We start from the raw sequence: 20,346 nt of genomic DNA on the forward strand, positions 1-20,346 counted from the left end.
TAGCAAAAAATAGCATAATTCGCACCTTTGTCCCGTAGGGACTATACTGCATCCGCTTCTTTATTGGCCAATTGCCCGCAGGCAGCGTCAATATCTTTTCCGCGGCTGCGACGCATCTACCGATCTGTAACTCCTAACGGAGTATATCTCGGAGAGATTAAATATCGATAGCAAAAAATAGCATAATTCGCACCTTTGTCCCGTAGGGACTATACTGCATCCGCTTCTTTATTGGCCAATTGCCCGCAGGCAGCGTCAATATCTTTTCCGCGGCTGCGACGTACTTTTACCACAACTCCAATATTTTCTAACGCTTTTATATAAGCTAAAATAGATTCTTCTGAAGCTTGTTGAAATTCACCGTCATCAATTGGATTGTATTCAATTAAATTGACTTTACACGGCACATATTTACAGAATTTCACTAATGCATCAACCGAAGCTTTATCATCGTTGATTCCTTTCCAAACTACATATTCGTATGAAATTTTGCTTTTGGTTTTTCTGTACCAATATTCTAATGCTTCTCGTAAATCTTTCAAAGGAAAATTTTTACTGAAAGGCATAATCTTCGCGCGAATTTCATCAATTGCCGAATGAAGTGAAACTGCCAGTTTGAATTTCACATCATCATCGGCCATTTTCTTGATCATCTTCGGAATTCCTGATGTCGAAAGCATAATACGCTTTGGCGACATTCCTAATCCTTCTGGCGATGTAACCATATCAATTGCTTTAATGACATTATTATAATTCATTAAAGGTTCGCCCATTCCCATAAAAACAATATTCGAAAGAGGATGATTGTGATACAAACGGCTTTCTTTATCAATTGCTAAAATCTGATCGTAGATTTCTCCCGGTTCCAGATTTCGCATTCTTTTTAAACGTGCAGTTGCGCAGAAATTACAATCTAAACTACACCCAACCTGACTTGAAACACAAGCTGTTGTTCTGGTTTCTGTTGGAATTAAAACAGATTCTACTACTAATCCGTCGTGCAGGCGAACGGCATTTTTTACTGTTCCGTCGCTGCTTCTCTGCATGGTATCAACCTTAATATGATTGATAACAAAATTTTCTTCAAGCATAGAACGTGTTGTTTTGGCAACATTCGTCATATCCTCAAAACTGTGTGCTCCTTTGCTCCAAAGCCATTCATATACTTGATTTCCACGAAAAGCTTTGTCATTATTTGCGACAAAAAAATCTCGTAACTGATCTTTTGATAAGGCTCTTATGTCTTTTTTCTCGATTTGCATGCTGCAAAGTTAATCACTTTTGTTCTTTTTTTCGATTTTTAGATGCATTCTTCGTTTATCCTTTCTTGAATTTTATGCAAAATCCCAACTCAATTTAGCTGTTAAACTCTTACTATAATGATTTAATTAAAGTTTGGGCATGATTTTTATCATTTAATTTCGATTGTCTGCTTGATAATTTTGATCTAAGAAATAAGGTCAGTTCACAACCACTTACAGAAACTTTCCTGATTAAAATTAACAAATACCTATCAAGATGAAAACAATTAAATCAATCCTATTAACAGCAATTTTCACAACAATATCAATACAGCTAAACGCGCAAAGAACTTATACGGTTGTAGATACTAAATCAACTTTTGAAGTTGCCGGAACTTCTACAGTTCACGATTGGACCATGAGATCTACAGAAGGAACTGGTATCGCCAACTTAACGATAAAAGATTCTAAACTTACAGCTATAAACAGCCTAACTATTACCTTATTAGCAGAAAGTTTAAAAAGCAGTAAAACAAGCATGGATCAGGTGGCTTATGAAGCCTTAGATACTGAAACACATAAAACTATTGAATACGTTTTAAAATCTGCTGAAAAAATAAATGAATCAACCTGGATTCTAACCGGGACTTATACTATTGCCGGTGTAAGCAAAGAATACAAAACTCAGATAAAAATAACGGCTGATAATGAAACTTTTATTCTACAGGGTTCTAACCAAATTACTTTTGGCGATTTTGAAATGACGCCTCCAAAAGCGGCTCTTGGTGTTGTTAAAACAGGTAAAGATTTAACTGTGATTTTCAACATCATGTTAAGCCAGATAAATCAGATTTCTGATCTGTAAACGACAATTACATTCTTGAAAATTTAATTTTTGATAAAACCCCGAATCACATTTTTGGGTTATAAATATGCTTTGCAAAAAAATGAAAACGTTGTAGTTTTTAAATACCATTTTAATAAAATTTTAACAATGATTTTTATCATGTATCTCGGTAAAATATAGGAAGATCTTTGATACAAGTTAAAACAGCATTCTTAGTACTAAAGAAAATCGGACGATTTGTTAACTTATTTTTCACAATAAAAACATGACAAAAATGAAAACCAATAAAATAGAATTATTCGCATTTGTAATTGCCCTTTTCGGAATTACTTCAATTGCTACAGCACAAAAATCATATTCTTTAGATGACAAAGCTGCATTTTCAGTTGCAGGAACTTCAACATTGCACGATTGGGAAATGAAGTCGGCTTCAGGAACCGGAACAGCAAACTTTTCAATAGCAAATTCAAAACTTACTGAAATAGAATCCCTATCGGTTACTCTATTGGCAGAAAGTGTGAAAAGCGAGAAAAAAAGCATGGATAAAGTGGCTTACGAAGCTTTAAAAACAGATAAAAACAAAAACATCAAATATGTTTTAAAATCTGCCGAAAAAGTAAATGAAACCACTTGGGAATTGACCGGAACTTACACCATTGCAGGAGTTAGTAAAGTTTATAAAACGACTGTAAAAACAACTGTTACAAAAGATGGTTTAAACATGCAGGGGTCTAACAAAATCACTTTTGCGGAGTTTGGAATGAAAGCGCCAACTGCCATGCTTGGAACTATTAGAACAGGACAGGATTTAACCATAAAATTCAATTTAAACTTTAATTTATAAACGCCATGAAAAAAATTTATATCCTATGTATAACATTAGTCAGCACGTTTGCTGTTAATGCTCAGGTAAGTTTTGGCCATATTCAAAACCAGATTCCACGAAGCCAAAAAGGTATTAATCAATTTGATGTAAAAAAAGATACTGTTGCTTATAAAGGATTAAGTGTCGATATGGGAGCCGCTTTTGCACTTCAATTTCAAGCTTTAAACTCGTTTAACGATCAAAAAAACTTAGCCACGGCGCCAGGTTACAGATTAAATAACTTAGAGAATAATTTCAATTTACCAAATGCAAATTTCACGATTGGGGCTCAATTATATGATGGTGTACGTGTAAACTTAGATGTATATCTGGCTTCCAGACACCACAACGAAACTTGGGTAAAAGGTGGTTATTTGCAAATTGACAAACTTGATTTCATTAAAAAAGATTTCCTTGCTGATTTCATGCAGTATACAACGATCAAAATTGGTCAAATGGAAAACAACTACGGTGATGCACATTTTAGAAGATCTGATAACGGAAATGCGTTTATGAATCCGTTTGTTGGGAATAATATAATGGATGCATTCATTACAGAAATGGGAGCTGAAGTTTATTATAACAGATCAGGCTTTGTAAGCATGATTGGAATAACAAATTCTAAATTAAATCAAAATGTTCAGGAAGTTGTAGCGGCAAATCCTACAGCAGCAAAACCGGATAATAATACAACCATAAGCCCTTCTATTCTTGCAAAATTAGGCTGGGATAAACAAATCAACGACGATTTGAGAATTAGATTAACAGGTTCTTATTATCATACAGCAAATTCTAGCGGAAATTTATATTCTTCTGATAGAGCAGGAAGCCGTTTTTATGGCGTAATGAGTCATTCTGAATATAACATTTATACGCCAAATCCTCTTAATCCTGCAGAGCCTTTTGCAACTCCTATTGCAAACAATTTCGATCCAACTGCCAATAAAGACACTGGAAGGTTTAATCCGGGATACGGAAACTGGGCAACATCATATATGATAAACCCATTTATCAAATATAGAGGTCTTGAGTTTTTTGGAACGTTAGAATTTACTTCTGGAGGAGATTACAAAGGAACAGATGACACTCGTAAAGTAAATCAATATGTTGGTGATTTAGTTTATCGTTTTGGAGAGAATGAAAGATTTTATGTGGGTGGAAAATACAATTTAGTTGACGGAAAATTAGCTAATGCAAATGCTAAAGCAATTCAAATAAACAGGTTTGAGGCTGCTGCAGGATGGTTTATGACCAGAAACGTTTTGGCAAAATTAGAATATGTAGATCAAAACTATAAAAACTTCGCTCAATTTAACGGAGCAACTCCAAACGATCTTTTCGGCGGAAGCTTTAAAGGACTTATGTTCGAAGCAGTAATTTCATTTTGATAAAATGTACAAAAGATTTATTTTTTTAATTATGGGTTTAGCGGCTTTCTTTTTATCAGGAAGTGCTAAACCCACTTTTTTAACAGAAGAGACAACCTTAGTAATAAACAAAATTAAAATAGAAATTACAGGAGCATCAACTGTTGGTAAATACAATTGTTCTAATACTTTTTCAATAAAAGATACGGTTTATATAAATTCAGCTAAAAAAGAAGCTTTTAATACCGAAATCAAAATGTCAAACTTTGACTGCGGCAATAAAATAATGACGAAAGATTTACAGGGAACCGTAAAAGTGAAACAATTTCCAAATAGTACGGTTTGCATTACAGATGTAAAACCAAATGGTAAAAATTACAAATGCAGATTAACCTTTTATATCACCGATAAAACTTTAAAATACAAAGATTTCATTCTGTATAATTCTGATGATAAAATTCAGGGAACGCTAAATTTAAAATTTTCTGATATTGATTTAGAACCGCCCGTAAAAATGGCCGGATTAATTAAAGTAAAAGATGATATTGTGATAAATTTCAGCCTTTACAAAAACTAAAGCTTACTTTTAAAAAGCTTCAGCAAAAAAATTTCTTCAACTTTTCAAAACTGCAAAAATTTGGCACAAGAATTGTCTTGCACTCAAAAGAAAAGTAATCTTACAAAGCGCGCCATAATTTTAAAATTTGTATTTTTATTATTCCACTTTATAACCTTTTAAATTTTATAACCTAAAAAGACAATTTATTATGAAAAAACATTTTTTAAGTTTAGCTGTTGTTGCATTATTAGCTTTGGGATTACAATCTTGCGAGAAGAAAGAACCTAAACCTGCAGATGAAGAATTAACTCTTGGAAACAAAGTTGACTCCTTAACAACAGATATTGAAGAAGTGAAAGACAGCGCTGTAAGCAAAACAGAAGAGGCTGCTGCAAAAGCTAAAGATGCTACTCAAAATGCTGTACAAGATGTAAAAGATGGAGCTAAAAAAGCAGCATCTGATGTTGAAAGTGCAGCTAAGAAAACAGCAACTGATGTAAAAGACGCTACGAAAAAAGGAGCTGAAAAAGTTGAAAATGCTGCAAAAGCTGCAAAAGACGGAACTGTGAAAACAGCTAAAGATGTAAATGAAGCTTTGAAAAAATAATTTTCAAATTAAAACTAAAAACAGAAAGCCATTCGCCTAAACGAATGGTTTTTTTATGCAAAATAGTCAGCGGATATTTTTTGTATTTTTGCATTCAATTACAACAACTACAAGATGCATTTTATATCACAAGAATTAGAAGATTATATCGAGCAGCATTCTGAAAACGAACCAGAATTATTAGCGAAACTTAATAAAGAAACCTACCAAAAAATACTTTTACCGAGAATGTTAAGCGGTCATTTTCAAGGCCGTGTTTTAAGTATGCTTTCTAAATTAATTCGTCCCGTAAATATTCTTGAAATCGGGACTTATACGGGTTATGCTGCGCTTTGTTTATGCGAAGGAATGCAGGAAAACGGACAATTGCATACTATTGATATTAAAGAAGAATTAGTCGATTTTCAGAGAAAGTATTTTGATGCCTCACCTTGGGGAAATCAAATTTTTCAGCATTTAGGCGAAGCCATAGATGTTATCCCAACTCTAGACGTAAAATTTGATTTGGTATTTATTGATGCTGATAAGGAAAATTACCTCAATTATTGGGAAATGATTGTTCCAAAGATGAATAAAGGAGGTATTATTTTATCTGATAATGTTTTGTGGAGCGGAAAAATCCTAGAACCGGTTCACCCAAATGACGTAAGCACAAAAGTACTTTTAGAATATAATCTACATTTAAAAAATGATCCAAGAGTGGAAACGGTTTTATTGCCAATTCGCGATGGATTGACCGTTTCAAGAGTATTATAAAAAATCAATAGCCTCCAGCTTTAGCTGGAGAAACCTATTTAAGAAAAGTCAAGGGCTTTAGCCAAATTAAACACTAGTAGATAATTTGGCTAAAGCCCTTTATTCAATTCTATTTTACCTCCAGCTAAATCTGGAGGCAATTCAACAAGCACCTAATCATGAATTACAGCACCGAAATAAACTTTGAAGGTTTTGCAATAATAAACAATGTTTATACTGAAAATGAAATTGAAAAGCTGATTTCATTAATTGAAAATGTAACCGAAAATGATTCTGAAAATGCTACTTTTAGAAAATCTCAGGATTTATTTGCGATCAGACAATTTCATAAAGAAGTACCTGAAACCTTAGCTTTTATTTTCAATCAAAATTTAAAAGATATTATTGAATCTAATTTTGGAAAAGGATATTTCATTACCAAATCAATTTACTTTGATAAACCTGAAAAATCAAATTGGTTTGTGGCTTATCATCAGGATTTAACTATTTCTGTAGATAAAAAAATTGAAGCCGAAAATTTTGAAAACTGGACTGTAAAACAAAATCAGTTTGCGGTTCAGCCGCCAAAAGAAATTTTAGAAGATAATTTTACGATTAGAATTCATATTGATACCACTACAAAAGACAATGGTGCTTTAAAAGTCATTAATAATTCGCATTCAAAAGGAATTTTAAGAATCGAAAATCTGGATTTTGAAAACGAAACAGAAACAATCTGCGAAGTTGAAAAAGGCGGAATCATGATTATGAAAACTTTATTATTTCACGCTTGAAACAAAACCACAAATAACGAAAGAAGAAGAGTTATTCATATTGAATTCAGCAAACAAGAACTTCCTGACGGATTAGATTGGAGTGAAAGAAAAATTCTTGAAAATAATTAAAACGATTTCATAAGTATTGTAAAATAAAAAATTCAATAGCCTCCAGCTTTAGCTGGAGATAATAAAACCTAAAAAAGAAAAAGGCTTTAGCCAATACCTAGTGTATTTTGGCTAAAGCCTTCTTAATTTTATCAATAGAATCTCCAGCTAAAGCTGGAGGCAATTTATCTAAACTTTATATGAAAAACTTAGAAGCTTAGTATCTTAGAAACTCACAACCTTAGATTATCCCGGAAAATATTGCGGTTTCAACCTTCTGTAAGCTAAAAAGATTAAGAATCCGAAAAGAGCTCCAAAGAAATACCCTGTTAGAATATCACCCGGATAATGTAATCCCAAATAAATTCGGCTATAAGCAAAAATTAAAGGCCATAAGAATAACAAACCAAAATATTTGAAATGACGTTTTAAAACCAAATATAAAAAGGTTGCAACAGCCATTGTGTTTGCAGCATGTCCTGAGAAAAAGCTAAAAGATTTTCTAACCTGAACCACTCTGATAATTGTATTGACATCAGGATCATTACAAGGGCGCAAACGCTGAAAAGTATGTTTAAACAAATTACAAGTCTGATCTGTAAAAGCGATTAAAATTGCGACAAAAAGTAATATATACAAGGTTTGCTTTCCCCCTACTTTTCTATAAATAAGATAAAACAACAGCAAAAAGAATGGTGTCCAATTCAACTGTTCGGTAATAATCAGCCAGAATTTATCATATTTTTCAGAACCTAAACCGTTTAGATATACCAATAAATTGACATCTAATTCTTTTATTTTTTCAAGCATATTATCTTTGGCGTTTTATAGGTCCTGAAAGTGATTCAATATCTTCTTTTACCTGGTCAATTTCTGTGGCAGTTTCACCTAACAGATTACTGGATAAATTAGTAGTATCGCCTAACAAATTAGATTTTGCATCATTAATCTGTGCGTTAATATTACCCGTAATATCAGTCAAAGATTTCGTGTCAAGACCATTGGCCTCTGCACCTTTTTGAATTTCACTTTTTATATCGTTGGTTGCATTTTTTAACTGCGCCATTGCTTTACCCATAGTGCGGGCAATTTCCGGCACCTTATCAGAACCAAAAAGCATTAGTACTATAAACAGTATGAAAACTAATTCTCCTCCTCCTATACCAAACATATCTTTTATTTTTGTTGTGCCACAAAGATATTAAATTTTGAAGCGCACAGTTTTAAAATTTACTTAAAAAAAAAGACTCTTTTCAGAGTCTTTTTCGTTTGTTCTTAGTCAAATTTTGATTTTTGCTCAACCTTTGGCCATGAATTATTTGTTACATCGATATCTGCCGTAAGTAATTTTGGATCTATCTGAATGCTTTTTACAGGTTTTGTAGTCGCATAAACTTTTTTAGCTGTATGATTACTTTTTCTCCAGATTTGAGCTGGATATTGGTAATTATCTTTTGTACCATCTTCATAAGTAATTTCAACAAGAATTGGCATAATCATTCCGCCCGGTTTGTTGAATTCAACTTCATAAAAATATTTAGGCGATTTAATGCTTGCTTTTTCCTCTGCACTAAAAGTCTGATTTACATAATCAGCCAATGGTTTTACATCTTCTAATTTCAAAGCTTTTTTGCTTGAAGCACTAACTTCTGGATTATCTCCCGAAACTAAGTAAACAAAAGGGCCTTTTTCAAATCCAAAACGGCCTTTTCTCACTTTTACATCTTTAATGTCAGCAGTTGGAGTTTCAGAAACATAATATTGTTTTACATCTTTAATTCCAATATCTACAAAATCAGTTGAATAAAACCAGCCTCTAAAAAACCAATCTAAATCTACTGCAGATGCATCTTCCATTGTTCTAAAGAAATCCTCTGGAGTTGGGTGTTTAAATTTCCATCTGTTTGCGTATGTTTTAAACGCATAATCAAACAATTCTCTTCCCATAACTACTTCTCTTAAAATATTAAGACCTGTAGCCGGTTTTCCGTAAGCGTTGTTTCCAAATTGGTGAATCGTTTCAGAGTTAGACATAATTGGCTCTAAAAACTTCTGATCACCGCTCATATAAGGAACAATATTTTTTGCAGGTCCGCGTCTTGAAGGGAAAGTTGGATCTAATTCCTGTTCAGCTAAATATTCTAAAAATGAATTTAAACCTTCATCCATCCAAGTCCATTGACGCTCGTCAGAGTTTACGATCATTGGGAAAAAAGTGTGTCCAACTTCATGAATAATAACACCAATCATTCCGTTTTTAACCTCTTTAGTCGTAACACCGTTTTCATCAGGACGACCAAAATTCCAGCAAATCATTGGATATTCCATTCCCTGATCTTCTGCCGAAACAGAAACCGCTTTAGGATAAGGATAATCAAAAGTATGAGATGAATAACTTTTTAAAGTATGTGCAACTGTAAGTGTTGAAGTTTCTCCCCAAAGCGGGTTTGCTTCTTTTGGATAAACAGATTCTGCCATAACAGTTTTGTTTCCAATTTTTACAGCCATTGCATCGTAAATGAATTTTCTTGAAGAAGCAATTCCAAAATCACGAACATTTTTAGCGCTGAATTTCCATGTTTTTTTCTTTTCAGAAAAACCTTTTTCAGCCGCTTCAGCTTCAGCCTGAGTTACAATAACAACAGGTTTATCAAATGATTTTTGAGCCTGCTCGTAACGTTTAACTTGTTCTGCAGTAAAAACTTCGCTTCTGTTTGTTAACTCTCCTGTTGCATCAATAACGTGATCTGCAGGAACTGTAATATTTACATCAAAGTTTCCGAAAGGAAGAGCAAACTCTCCGCTTCCCCAAAACTGCATATTCTGCCATCCTTCAACATCGTTGTAAACTGCCATTCTAGGATAGAATTGCGCAATTACATATAATTTATTACCATCTTTTTCGAAAAATTCATAACCAGAACGTCCGCCTTCTTTTCTGTAATTGTTGATGTTATACCACCATTTTATAGAAAATGAAATTTTTTCTCCCGGTTTTAAAGGCGCAGCCAAATTGATACGCATCATTGTCTCGTTGATTGTATAAGACATTGGAGTTCCTTTTGCGTCTTTTACCTGTTCGATATTAAAACCGCGCTCTAAATCTTTTTTCAAATATTTAGATGAAAAACCATCAAGAGCTAAAACCTGATTGATTTTTTCTCCTTCAGCTAAAGAAGTCTGTCCATTTGCTCTCGCTTGATTTTGATCTAACTGAACCCATAAATACTCTAAAGTATCTGGTGAATTGTTAGAATATGTGATTGTTTCTGCACCGGTTAATTTTGAATTTTTATCATCTAATTCAACATCAATTTTATAATCTGCCTGCTGTTGGTAATAAGCAGGGCCCGGCGCTCCAGATGCTGTACGAAACATGTTTGGTGTTGCCAGCAAATCGTACATCTGGCTGAACTTATTAGTGTCGTAACTGCCTTTCTGCTTAGGTGTCGCAGCTTTTTCCTGAGCAACTAACATTGCAGGAAAAATTAATAATAATGAAAGCTTTTTCATAAAAGTCTAATGGTAATTTTTGTCAGGGTGTGAAAATAACAATTAAAATATTAATTTAACATATTAATTAATACTTTAACAATTCTTTCCTTGAAGATTCTGTAAAGAGGACACTTCTTTTAGTACCAAATGCTGAAATATGTGTAATATTCTGCTGTTCAGAACTCCAGTCCACAAGTAGAGTATTTGAAATTTCGATCGATTTAAATTTATCGATATCTTTTATTCGCGAATAACAAATTAAAACATCACCGCTTTCTACTTCTTTTGACAAAAAAGTAATTGGTTTTGATTGTCCGTTTATCTTAATAGTGAAATTTTCAGCAAGATATTTTTTTAATAAATCGACATCTGCGGAAGTTTCTTTTTCTGTTCCTACGAAAGTTTTTTTATGGTACTTTTTCTCCAGTGCATTATTCAAATCATCCACAAAAATGCGGGATGTAATTTGAATCATTTTTTTCTCTGCCGCATATTCAACCTGAAAAACACCTACATAAAATTTATGAAAACCAAAGGAAGAAAGCGACAGAAACAATATCCCGATTAAGGGATAAACCAATATTTTTTTCATTATTGAGAGGCATTCACTTTTTTAAATTCAGCATTTTTGTTGATTAAGAAATCGATCAACTCAAATTTTTGATCTTCATTAAGATGTCTTTTGGATTCTGGATCATTAGAACAAAACATCAAAAACAAATCAACTTCGTCTTTTTTCAAACCTAAAGTTTTAGTAAAAAAATCAGGTTTAAAATTGGCTTTAGAATATTCTACAAAGGCAATATCTGTGATTTCTTCTTCTTTTACATCATTTTTAGAAAGAAGTTTTTTAACATCTTTAAAAATTCTAACGAAATCCATTCCGTATTTTATGGTTTGATCAGAATACATTACCGTATTTTTCGCAGTCGAGAGTTTATCATCTTCAAACTGCATATCAACATATTTCTGCGAGTTCTTATCTAACGATTGTACTTTTAAATCCTTACGAACCACCACTTCTTTTAATTCATTACTTACCAAATCTAAAGGAACAGAAAAAAGTATTTGCGCACAGTCTTTTTCAGTCAAAACAATTTTTTTAGACTGAAAAGCCAAACCGGTAAAAACTAAAGTGTCTTTTGGCTGGGCCAAAATATCAAACAATCCGCCCGGACCAATAAAAGTTCTGGATTTTGCATTAATATTCATAACATAACCACTTTCTATAGCAAGTGATTTGTTTGTAACCTGACCGTGCAGCGACCTTCTTAAGCCATTTTGCCCAAGCATTATTTGACAAAATAAGCAAACAACGAATACTCCTAGTTTATTTTTCATTTTCAAGAATTATTAGATATTTTCGAGCTAACTCTGTTATTAAAAACATACTCATTGTTTTATTCTTTGTATTCAAAGATACGGCAAATTCGGCATCATCCACACAATATAATTGAAATCCTTTGATATCATCTGCCGGAATTTTTAATCTTTCGGTATAATAATTTTCATCAAAAAGATACTCAATTTTTCTGAAAAGCATCTCTTTTTTTTCCACATTTACCTCTTTTTTTAACATTGCGGTACGTCCGGAAATTTTATTGAGGATTTTATCTATAGAAGTTGAAGTTGCCGTATAGACTTTTCTTTCTGCAGGCGTATATGTTTTTTGGCCGTGCGGAACAATTCCTAAATTTTCAGTCGTAATTCCATGATTGTCATTTACCTTGACTTCTTTCAACTCAATTTCTTTTGCTGTCATTTTAATCACGAGCAGAGTTAAAGTTAAATCTTCAGCAGAAATTCGACGTTTTAAAGGTTCTAGATTCACTGCCGAAAAAACCAAAACATCGCCTTCTTTAACTGCAATAGAAAATCTTCCGTCGGCATCAGAAATAGTCGAGACTTGTGTAGTGTTATTTATAATATTCACTCCGTCAACCGAAGTAGTTTTTTCGAAGATTTGTCCTAAAATTTCTTTAGAAGGTGCATTTTGCCCAAAACCAATTTGAACAAAAAATAGAATTAAAATTATATGTAGGGTATTATTTAACTTCACTCGCAATTATTTCTTTATACTTTACCGCTAATTCGCCTAGCAAAAATTCGGTCGAAGTTTTATTTTTAGAGTTCAAAATATTCGTAAACTGTTTATTATCGACAGCGTAATATTCAAAACCTTTTACATATTCTGCCGGAATTTTTAAACGATCCACAAAATGTTCCAACGTAAACATTTTCTCTAAAAGTCTCATAAAAAATTCTTTCTGCTCCACTTCCACTTCTTTTTTCAGCATTGCTGTTCGGCCTGAAAAAAAGTTAAAAAGAGGATCTGCAGAAATTGATCCGCCTACCATTCCTGTAGCACTTGCTGTAGCATCTAAAGCTGTAGCGGTACGTAATTTTCTTTCGGCTTCTGTATATGATTTTTGTCCTGCGGGAACAATTCCCAGAGAAACAGCATTTATATTATCGTATCTTTTTACAATAACTTCCTGTAATTGATGCACAACTAAATTCATCTTCACAGTAAAATTCAAATCGGTAAAATTTTCGCAGGCAAGAGAAACCCTATTTTCCTTAAACTGAATTGACGAAAAAATCAACACATCATCTGGTTTTGCCATAATAGAAAAGGCCCCTGATGCATTTGTAGTCGTCATAACCTCAGTTTGAGAATTAACAACATACACTCCTTCCAAATCATTTGTATTCGCCGTAATTTTCCCGTTTATAATCGTACGTTCCTGATTTTGAGACCAGGAATTCTGACTTATAACGGCAACTAAAAAAAATACAATATTCTTTGTCAAAGTGAAAATATTAGGGAATTATTAAAAAGGTAAAAATATCCTAATGTCTTCCAAATTTAGTATTAATGAGTTGGTAAAAATATGTTAATTAAACTCCAATATCTCAATTATATTAGACAGACTTTTTTTAATATCTTTATCAAATAGAATTTGAGTTTAGAATTATGAAAAGCATTATCATCGCCAGCACATCTACCCTGCACGGCGGCAGTTATTTAGATTATTTACTACCTGCGTTACAATTACATTTTAAAAACTGTACCACTATTTTATTTATCCCGTACGCACGTCCTGGCGGAATATCTCACGAAGAATACACCAAAAAAGCAGCAGAAGTTTTTGCTTCTATAAATATTAAACTTCAGGGAATTCATGAATTTGAAAGTCCCGAAAAAGCTATACAAAATGCTGAAGGCTTTTTTACGGGCGGCGGAAACACTTTTTTGCTTGTTTCACAGCTTTATAAAAACAATATTATGCAATTGCTTGCAGAAAAAGTTAAAAGCGGAACTCCTTATTTAGGAACCAGTGCCGGAAGTAATATTTGCGGTTTATCAATGCAGACAACGAATGATATGCCGATTATTTATCCGCCGAGTTTTCAAACTCTAGGATTGATTCCGTTTAATTTAAATCCGCATTATTTAGATCCAGATACAAATTCGCAGCATATGGGCGAAACTCGTGAAACCAGAATTAAAGAATTTCATGCTTTTAATGCCATTCCGGTTTTAGGTTTAAGAGAAGGAAGCTGGCTGGAAGTAAAAGGAGATAAAATAACTTTGAAAGGTTCTTTAAAAGCAAGACTCTTCAAACAAAACCAAACTCCGGAAGAACTCGAACCAGAAAGCGATTTAAGCAGTTTAAAATAAAGTTTTTCACCATATAAGTTATATAAGTTCATTTAAATAAGGCATAGCAAAAAAAACTTACTTTACTTATATAACTTATATGGTGGAAAAAATAAACAAAAAAGCCTCAAACAATGTTTGAGGCTTTTGAAGAGCGAAAGACGAGGCTCGAACTCGCGACAACCAGCTTGGAAGGCTGGAGCTCTACCAACTGAGCTACTTTCGCATTAACAGGGTGCAAATATAAATAATTAATTCTTTTTACAAAACAAAAATCAAAAATTATTTAAGTTTGATAAAAAAACCGAAACGATTAAATTTCGGTTTTTTAGAGCGAAAGACGAGGCTCGAACTCGCGACAACCAGCTTGGAAGGCTGGAGCTCTACCAACTGAGCTACTTTCGCATTGCTGGTGCAAATATAAAAATAAAGTTAAGTTCAAAACAAGCTTTTTGGCAAAAAAAATTAATTAAAATCAACATTTTCTTATAACCTATTTAAAATTAAAAAGTTATAAAATCAATTATTTTTAAAAAATCATGAATATTATTAAAGAAATCCCATCAAAAGAAACTTATATCGTTCGTCAGCCAGTACTAAGACAAGGCAAACCTATCGAAAGCTGCATCTTTGAGGGTGACGATTTAGACACTACACATCATTTCGGATTATTTAATAATGAAGATTTAATAGGAATTATTTCGTTATTCAATAAAATCAATCCTATATTTGCCGAAAAAAGTCAAGCTCAAATTCGAGGGATGGCAGTTTTAGAAACGCATCAGAAAAAAGGATTTGGAGAAGCCTTAGTTAAGCATTGTGAAACCTACTGCAATGACAACAAAGTCGATTTGATTTGGTTTAATGCTAGAACCGCCGCAGTTGGCTTTTACAGAAAAATGGGATACCAGCCCCTAGGTGAACCATTTGATATTAAAGATGTTGGCGAACATTATTTAATGTTTAAAAATTTATAAAATGAGGAAACTTTACTTTCTTTTATTGGTATTAAGTTTAATTAGCTGTAAAAAAGAGGCTCCTAAACCAGCTCCGGTTACAGTAAAAAAAGCACCACCAATTATACTTACTGATGAACGAAAAGTAGAAGTTGATACGGCACTTTTAAGTACTTTTAAGAGTGAAACGCTGAAACAATTTTATACTTCATCTGAAAATAAAACCGTTTGGGGAAACCTAAAAAAGAGGCAATACGTATTATCTCAGTTGGAAAAATCAGAAGAATTAGGGCTTAATCCAGAAGATTATAAAGCTGCGCAGCTGGAAAAATTTGAAAAAAGAATCAGCAGTCTAAACGATGCCGACCTCGCAACGTATGATATTTTACTGACTTATAACTTTGAGAAGTATTTAGAACATTTATATAAAGGAAAACTTGATCCTAAAAAATTGTATACCGATTGGGATTTAGACGAAAAAACATTTGATATTAACAGTGTTTTAATAAATGCTTTTAATAAAAACAAATTAGACAGCATTGTTGAAAATGTTCAGCCTAAATCTATCGTATACAAACAATTACTAAAGTCACTTGAAATTATTAATTCGTTTCCTGATGAAGATATTGCTACTATTGAATCTTTAAAGAAAATTACTTTAAATGATACCAATAATGCGGTAATCAACATTAAAAAGAAACTTTTATTCTGGAAAGACATGACTGGAAAAGACAGTCTTACGGATAAATATGATCAAAAGACTTTCGAATCAATCAAAAAATTTCAGGCAAGACATGGTTTAGCCGATGATGGCGTTATTGGACCGGGAACTATAAGCGCTTTAAATTATTCTAAAGAAAAAAGAAAACAGCAGATTATCGCCAATTTAGAACGCTGGAGATGGTATCCGAATGAATTTGCCGAAAATTATTTTCTGATCAATATTCCGGATTACAGCTTAAATGTTGTCGAAAATCAGGACACCACTTTGGTTCGAAATATTGTGGTAGGAACCAGTAAAAGAAAAACACCCATTATTACATCTGTTTTAAAAACGGTTGTTTTTAATCCAACATGGACTGTTCCGCCAACTATTTTAAAAGAAGATGTTGTTCCGGCAATGAAACGCAACCGAAATTATTTAGCAAAGAAAAACATAACAATTTACGACACATCAGGAAATGTTGTCGATCCGCATGCGTGGAACGAAAACAAACCTAACAATTACAGATATGTTCAAAGTCCGGGTTATAATAACTCATTAGGATTAATGAAGATTTTGTTTCCAAATCACCACAGTGTTTATTTACACGATACTAATCACAGAAATTATTTTGAGCGCAGTAATCGTTCACTAAGTTCTGGCTGCGTACGTGTTGAAAATCCGCTGGAATTGGCTGAACATATTTTAGATGATCCTGAAAGGTTTTCAAAAGTAAAGATAGATACGATAATTGCGTCTAAAAAAACCATGAGTTTTAAAATCACCAAAAAATATGCTTTATATCAATGGTATTGGACGGCTTGGAGCAAAAAAAATCAGCTCATTTTCAGAGCTGATATTTATAATCTTGATTCAGATTTGTATACTAAGTTAAGAAATTAACTTCTCTTCCATCGTAAAGCTTCTTGACGGATGGTAGATATACAAACATGATTTGTCTTTAATAGTCTGGATTATTTCGTCTGTCAATTCAACCGGAAGGGCTGGACAACCTTGGCTTCTGCCTAATCTTTTGTGATCTCTGATAAATGATTCAGAAACATAATCAGCTCCATGCATTACAACTCCTCTTTCGCGGGCGTTGTCGTTTAAACCTCTTTCAAGACCATCTAAACGTAACGAAGCTCCGTGTTTTCCTTGGTAGATTTCGCCTGTTGCATAAAAACCTAAACTACTTTTAAATGAAGAGTTTAAGTTAGAAAATGCCGAAGCAAATTCTTCTCCTGTATTTCTTCCGTGAGCCACTAAAGAGTTAAATAATACCGTATTTGTAGTCATATCAATTACCCAAAGACGTTTGGTGTTTGATGAAAGACTAAAATCAATTAAGGTTAGAATGTTTTTTTGAACAATTCCTCTTTCTTTCAATAGATAAAAACCTTTCACTGCTTCAGTAAAAGTTCTAAGTTCAGGAAGTTTACAATTGTTTGGATTTAATGTATTATAAACATTTTCAATTCTTGCTTCAACAGAAAGGTTTGTTTCAACTTTTGCAATACCTTTTGTTCTTACAGATTTCAATTCGGGAGTGTTTTTTGAATCTTTACCAAAAGATAATAGAAAAAACACCATCAGCGGATAAATTTTGTAAATCATTGAATTTCTTTAGGTTAATAATAAATTTGGGTAAGGCAAAAGTAGAAATTTTTGAAAATACACAAAATAAAACACTGTAAATCAGGCTTTTTTTGTTGAAAATTTAACATTATTAACATAAAAAGTATCTTTCTGTAAGATTTTTTCTCACGCAAAAAATCATAATATTTTGGGTGCTTTTCTTAAAAAAAGGTAAAAAAAGTGGAAATTTTGAAACTAAAACTGTAACAAGTGAAACAAAATGAAGTCTATTATTCTTAAATTAAAGTACTTTTACAATCATTTTTCGCTTAAAATTCCATGAACAAACTTGTTTTTCTAACGTTTCTTTTATCTACTTTTTTGTGTTTCAGTCAAAAAAAGGCATTGCAGGCGAAGTCTATTTCGCAAAACATTTCTATTGACGGAAAACTAGAGGAAAGCGCATGGGAAAATGCCGGAATTGCTTCAGACTTTATAACATTAGAACCTGATAACGGAAAAGCTGCTCCGGAGAATAAAAAATCTACTGTCAAAGTTTTATATGATAATGACGCCATTTATATTGGCGCTATGATGTATGATGATGAACCTGATAAAATTTTAAAAGAGATTTCGCAGCGTGATAATTTTGGAACTGCAGATATTTTTGGTGTCTTTATAAATGGTTTTAATGACGGCCAACAGGATTTTATGTTTTACGTCTCGGCAGCTGATGTTCAGGCAGATTGTATTATGACCGATTCAAATGGTGAAGATTATTCCTGGGATGCTGTTTGGATCAGCAAAGCTTCGATTACCGAAAACGGATGGGTTGTTGAAATAAAAATTCCATATTCTGCCTTACGTTTTTCACAGGAAAACAAACAAACCTGGGGAATTAATTTTTTTAGAGAAGTAAAACGTACCCGTTATAAATATACATGGAACTTTGTCGATAAAAAAATTGGAACTTTTACGCAGCAAGCCGGAACTTTAGAAGGAATTGAAAATATAAAACCTCCTACCCGATTATTTTTTATGCCTTATGCATCTTATTATTTGAATGCTGGAGAAGGACAAAAAACATACGGAACTGTAAAAGGCGGAATGGACATTAAATACGGAATCACGGACGCTTTTACTGTTGATGCTATTTTAATTCCGGATTTTGGACAGACCAAATACGACGATCAGATTTTGAATTTAGGTCCGTTTGAGCAGCAATTCAATGAAAACAGAGCTTTTTTTACCGAAGGAACTGATTTATTCAACAAAGGAAATATGTTTTATTCGAGGAGAATTGGCGGCAAACCTTCTGTTGAACCAGATTTAAAAGACAATGAAGAAGTTATTGAAACGGTACAAAACGTTAATCTTATTAATGCTTTAAAACTTTCGGGAAGAACTAAAAACGGTTTGGGAGTGGGAATTTTAAATGCGGTTACCGAAAAAACTTTTGCGACAATAAAAGATACTATTTCCGGCGAAACCAGACGTGAGGTTGTAGAACCGCTTACAAACTATAATGTTTTAGTTCTGGATCAGCGTTTTAGAAAAAATTCATCGGTTACGTTTATCAATACAAATGTTACTCGAAACGGTCATTATAAAGATGCCAATGTAACAGGTTTAGCGTGGGATTTAAATACTAAAGCCAATACTTACAGCTTGTTTGGAAATGTAAAATACAGTACTATAAATGATAAAGAAGATACAAACGGTGTTTTCTCAACTGTGGGATTTGCAGAAACAAGTGGTAAATACCGCTATAGTTTAGGTACCGATTTTGTTTCTAAAGATTTTGACCCGAATGATTTGGGAATTAATTTCTATACCAATTATTACAATTTTTACGGAAATGCGAATTACAGGATTCTAAACCCAACGAAGCTTTTTAATAGTTTTAGAATTGATTATGAAATGTATTCTGAATTCAATAAAGACTCCGGAAAAGTTCAGGCAAACCGAATTGAAGCCGAAGTAAATTTAAGTACCGTAAAAAATAATTATTACGGAGCAGGACTTTCTGTTTCTCCATTAGAATCTCATGATTATTACGAACCAAGAGCAGACAATCGATATGTTATAATTCCGAGAAAATTTGATTTTTGGGGAAGCATTTCGACAAATTACAACCATAAATTTGCTATCGATATTAATCCGTCATTATCTGTTGCTGATGAACCCGGAAGAGCCGCTTATGGCACCGACATTAGTCCGAGATATCGTTTTAATGATAAACTTTTACTGGTTTATACTTTTAGTTTTCTTAAAAGAAACAATAACAAAGGTTATATCGACGGTTATGACGACGACGATAATGAAAGCACTCCCGAAACTGTTGTTTTTGCTAATCGTGACGTTATCACATACGCCAATACTATATCAGGAAAATACGCCATTAACAGCACTATGACACTTAATTTAGCTGTTCGACAATATTGGTCTTCTGCAGAAAATAAAGATATTTTGAAGCTTGAAGCAGATGGAACTCTGGATCCGTATCCGCAATATACCGAAAACAAAAATTCAAGTTTTTATTCCTGGAATGCCGATTTATCTTATTCATGGTGGTTTGCGCCCGGAAGTCAGCTTTCGGCTTTATACAGAAATAATGCTTCTAATTTTGAACGTATTATCGATAAGGATTTCAAACACAACGTAACGAGTTTATTGACTAACGACGCCTTAAAACACATTTTTTCTGTTAGTGTAAAATATTTTATAGACTATAACGCTGTCAAAAATAAGGTTAGAAAAAGAGCTTAGCGTGAATTAATTTTAAAAAATAAAGAGTTCTATAATTAATTTAGTATTTTTTGTTACACTTCATTTTATTAAACAT

The 20,346-nt window shown here is 33.0% G+C and carries 20 protein-coding genes and 2 tRNA genes; 11 read left to right on the top strand and 11 right to left on the bottom strand.

Going from position 1 to position 20,346, the window contains the following annotated elements:
• Positions 1-209: 209 nt before the first annotated feature.
• Positions 210-1,262, bottom strand: coding sequence for a 23S rRNA (adenine(2503)-C(2))-methyltransferase RlmN (gene rlmN / locus APR43_RS23260; protein ID WP_053472076.1), 1,053 nt, complete (start codon positions 1,260-1,262; stop codon positions 210-212).
• Positions 1,263-1,518: 256 nt separating this feature from the next.
• On the opposite strand from rlmN, the gene APR43_RS23265 reads away from it, so the two are divergent.
• The 7 genes from APR43_RS23265 (at position 1,519) to APR43_RS23295 (ending at position 7,015) form a co-directional block, all read left to right on the top strand.
• On the top strand, positions 1,519-2,106 hold the full coding sequence (locus tag APR43_RS23265; RefSeq protein ID WP_053472075.1) for a YceI family protein: 588 nt from the start codon (positions 1,519-1,521) through the stop codon (positions 2,104-2,106).
• A gap of 256 nt (positions 2,107-2,362) precedes the next feature.
• Complete coding sequence (locus APR43_RS23270) at positions 2,363-2,932, top strand: YceI family protein (RefSeq protein WP_240514988.1); 570 nt, start codon at positions 2,363-2,365, stop codon at positions 2,930-2,932.
• 5 nt (positions 2,933-2,937) lie between these two features.
• On the top strand, positions 2,938-4,341 hold the full coding sequence (locus tag APR43_RS23275; protein ID WP_053472073.1) for a hypothetical protein: 1,404 nt from the start codon (positions 2,938-2,940) through the stop codon (positions 4,339-4,341).
• Positions 4,342-4,372: 31 nt separating this feature from the next.
• On the top strand, positions 4,373-4,897 hold the full coding sequence (locus APR43_RS23280) for a YceI family protein (RefSeq protein WP_235992018.1): 525 nt from the start codon (positions 4,373-4,375) through the stop codon (positions 4,895-4,897).
• A gap of 190 nt (positions 4,898-5,087) precedes the next feature.
• Positions 5,088-5,486 carry a hypothetical protein gene (locus APR43_RS23285; protein WP_053472071.1) on the top strand — a complete coding sequence of 133 codons (399 nt, stop codon included), beginning with the start codon at positions 5,088-5,090 and terminating at the stop codon, positions 5,484-5,486.
• Positions 5,487-5,600: 114 nt separating this feature from the next.
• Positions 5,601-6,242 carry an O-methyltransferase gene (locus tag APR43_RS23290; protein WP_053472070.1) on the top strand — a complete coding sequence of 214 codons (642 nt, stop codon included), beginning with the start codon at positions 5,601-5,603 and terminating at the stop codon, positions 6,240-6,242.
• 158 nt (positions 6,243-6,400) lie between these two features.
• Positions 6,401-7,015, top strand: a complete 615-nt coding sequence (locus APR43_RS23295) for a phytanoyl-CoA dioxygenase family protein (protein WP_371079493.1) — start codon at positions 6,401-6,403, stop codon at positions 7,013-7,015.
• A 336-nt stretch (positions 7,016-7,351) separates the two neighbouring features.
• Here APR43_RS23295 and APR43_RS23300 read toward each other — a convergent pair whose 3' ends face one another.
• From APR43_RS23300 to APR43_RS23330, 7 genes are all read right to left on the bottom strand, one after another.
• On the bottom strand, positions 7,352-7,915 hold the full coding sequence (locus tag APR43_RS23300) for a phosphatase PAP2 family protein (protein WP_053472069.1): 564 nt from the start codon (positions 7,913-7,915) through the stop codon (positions 7,352-7,354).
• A gap of 1 nt (position 7,916) precedes the next feature.
• Positions 7,917-8,276 carry a twin-arginine translocase TatA/TatE family subunit gene (locus APR43_RS23305; protein WP_053472068.1) on the bottom strand — a complete coding sequence of 120 codons (360 nt, stop codon included), beginning with the start codon at positions 8,274-8,276 and terminating at the stop codon, positions 7,917-7,919.
• Positions 8,277-8,380: 104 nt separating this feature from the next.
• A complete protein-coding gene (locus APR43_RS23310; RefSeq protein ID WP_053472067.1) occupies positions 8,381-10,618 on the bottom strand; it encodes a M1 family metallopeptidase in 2,238 nt (745 codons plus the stop codon).
• A 67-nt stretch (positions 10,619-10,685) separates the two neighbouring features.
• On the bottom strand, positions 10,686-11,192 hold the full coding sequence (locus APR43_RS23315) for a DUF6702 family protein (RefSeq protein ID WP_053472066.1): 507 nt from the start codon (positions 11,190-11,192) through the stop codon (positions 10,686-10,688).
• Positions 11,192-11,941: a hypothetical protein gene (locus APR43_RS23320; RefSeq protein ID WP_053472065.1), complete on the bottom strand. Its 750-nt coding sequence runs from the start codon at positions 11,939-11,941 to the stop codon at positions 11,192-11,194. The genes APR43_RS23315 and APR43_RS23320 overlap by 1 nt, the downstream gene beginning before the upstream one ends.
• Positions 11,931-12,659, bottom strand: a complete 729-nt coding sequence (locus APR43_RS23325) for a carboxypeptidase-like regulatory domain-containing protein (protein ID WP_053472064.1) — start codon at positions 12,657-12,659, stop codon at positions 11,931-11,933. Before APR43_RS23325 ends, APR43_RS23320 begins: the two co-directional genes overlap by 11 nt.
• Positions 12,646-13,413 (bottom strand): carboxypeptidase-like regulatory domain-containing protein, encoded by a 768-nt coding sequence (locus tag APR43_RS23330; protein WP_053472063.1) that lies wholly within the window; start codon positions 13,411-13,413, stop codon positions 12,646-12,648. Before APR43_RS23330 ends, APR43_RS23325 begins: the two co-directional genes overlap by 14 nt.
• Positions 13,414-13,577: 164 nt before the next feature.
• Here APR43_RS23330 and pepE point away from each other — a divergent pair, with 164 nt between their 5' ends.
• Positions 13,578-14,285, top strand: a complete 708-nt coding sequence (gene pepE, locus APR43_RS23335; protein WP_053472062.1) for a dipeptidase PepE — start codon at positions 13,578-13,580, stop codon at positions 14,283-14,285.
• A gap of 132 nt (positions 14,286-14,417) precedes the next feature.
• On the opposite strand, the gene APR43_RS23340 is transcribed toward pepE, so the two are convergent.
• Positions 14,418-14,490: transfer RNA gene (locus APR43_RS23340), tRNA-Gly, on the bottom strand.
• Between the two features lie 106 nt (positions 14,491-14,596).
• A tRNA-Gly gene (locus APR43_RS23345) sits at positions 14,597-14,669 on the bottom strand.
• A 134-nt stretch (positions 14,670-14,803) separates the two neighbouring features.
• Here APR43_RS23345 and APR43_RS23350 point away from each other — a divergent pair.
• Together APR43_RS23350 and APR43_RS23355 are read left to right on the top strand one after the other, a co-directional pair.
• A complete protein-coding gene (locus APR43_RS23350; protein ID WP_053472061.1) occupies positions 14,804-15,241 on the top strand; it encodes a GNAT family N-acetyltransferase in 438 nt (145 codons plus the stop codon).
• 1 nt (position 15,242) lies between these two features.
• Complete coding sequence (locus tag APR43_RS23355) at positions 15,243-16,826, top strand: murein L,D-transpeptidase (protein WP_053472060.1); 1,584 nt, start codon at positions 15,243-15,245, stop codon at positions 16,824-16,826.
• On the opposite strand, the gene APR43_RS23360 is transcribed toward APR43_RS23355, so the two are convergent.
• Positions 16,815-17,540: a murein L,D-transpeptidase catalytic domain family protein gene (locus tag APR43_RS23360; protein ID WP_053472059.1), complete on the bottom strand. Its 726-nt coding sequence runs from the start codon at positions 17,538-17,540 to the stop codon at positions 16,815-16,817. The two genes, APR43_RS23355 and APR43_RS23360, sit on opposite strands and share 12 nt — an antisense overlap.
• A gap of 300 nt (positions 17,541-17,840) precedes the next feature.
• On the opposite strand from APR43_RS23360, the gene APR43_RS23365 reads away from it, so the two are divergent.
• A complete protein-coding gene (locus APR43_RS23365) occupies positions 17,841-20,270 on the top strand; it encodes a DUF5916 domain-containing protein (RefSeq protein ID WP_053472058.1) in 2,430 nt (809 codons plus the stop codon).
• Positions 20,271-20,346 lie beyond the last annotated feature (76 nt).

Origin of the sequence: Flavobacterium sp. NLM, assembly GCF_002210235.1 — a bacterium.
In the GTDB taxonomy this organism is placed as follows: domain Bacteria; phylum Bacteroidota; class Bacteroidia; order Flavobacteriales; family Flavobacteriaceae; genus Flavobacterium; species Flavobacterium panici.

Excerpts from the sequence above, each read along its gene's own strand:
- rlmN (WP_053472076.1), bottom strand. The coding sequence starts at position 1,262 with ATGCAAATCGAGAAAAAAGACATAAGAGCCTTATCAAAAGATCAGTTA.
- APR43_RS23265 (WP_053472075.1), top strand. The coding sequence starts at position 1,519 with ATGAAAACAATTAAATCAATCCTATTAACAGCAATTTTCACAACAATA.
- APR43_RS23270 (WP_240514988.1), top strand. The coding sequence starts at position 2,363 with ATGAAAACCAATAAAATAGAATTATTCGCATTTGTAATTGCCCTTTTC.
- APR43_RS23275 (WP_053472073.1), top strand. The coding sequence starts at position 2,938 with ATGAAAAAAATTTATATCCTATGTATAACATTAGTCAGCACGTTTGCT.
- APR43_RS23280 (WP_235992018.1), top strand. The coding sequence starts at position 4,373 with ATGGGTTTAGCGGCTTTCTTTTTATCAGGAAGTGCTAAACCCACTTTT.
- APR43_RS23285 (WP_053472071.1), top strand. The coding sequence starts at position 5,088 with ATGAAAAAACATTTTTTAAGTTTAGCTGTTGTTGCATTATTAGCTTTG.
- APR43_RS23290 (WP_053472070.1), top strand. The coding sequence starts at position 5,601 with ATGCATTTTATATCACAAGAATTAGAAGATTATATCGAGCAGCATTCT.
- APR43_RS23295 (WP_371079493.1), top strand. The coding sequence starts at position 6,401 with ATGAATTACAGCACCGAAATAAACTTTGAAGGTTTTGCAATAATAAAC.
- APR43_RS23300 (WP_053472069.1), bottom strand. The coding sequence starts at position 7,915 with ATGCTTGAAAAAATAAAAGAATTAGATGTCAATTTATTGGTATATCTA.
- APR43_RS23305 (WP_053472068.1), bottom strand. The coding sequence starts at position 8,276 with ATGTTTGGTATAGGAGGAGGAGAATTAGTTTTCATACTGTTTATAGTA.
- APR43_RS23310 (WP_053472067.1), bottom strand. The coding sequence starts at position 10,618 with ATGAAAAAGCTTTCATTATTATTAATTTTTCCTGCAATGTTAGTTGCT.
- APR43_RS23315 (WP_053472066.1), bottom strand. The coding sequence starts at position 11,192 with ATGAAAAAAATATTGGTTTATCCCTTAATCGGGATATTGTTTCTGTCG.
- APR43_RS23320 (WP_053472065.1), bottom strand. The coding sequence starts at position 11,941 with ATGAAAAATAAACTAGGAGTATTCGTTGTTTGCTTATTTTGTCAAATA.
- pepE (WP_053472062.1), top strand. The coding sequence starts at position 13,578 with ATGAAAAGCATTATCATCGCCAGCACATCTACCCTGCACGGCGGCAGT.
- APR43_RS23350 (WP_053472061.1), top strand. The coding sequence starts at position 14,804 with ATGAATATTATTAAAGAAATCCCATCAAAAGAAACTTATATCGTTCGT.
- APR43_RS23355 (WP_053472060.1), top strand. The coding sequence starts at position 15,243 with ATGAGGAAACTTTACTTTCTTTTATTGGTATTAAGTTTAATTAGCTGT.
- APR43_RS23360 (WP_053472059.1), bottom strand. The coding sequence starts at position 17,540 with ATGATTTACAAAATTTATCCGCTGATGGTGTTTTTTCTATTATCTTTT.
- APR43_RS23365 (WP_053472058.1), top strand. The coding sequence starts at position 17,841 with ATGAACAAACTTGTTTTTCTAACGTTTCTTTTATCTACTTTTTTGTGT.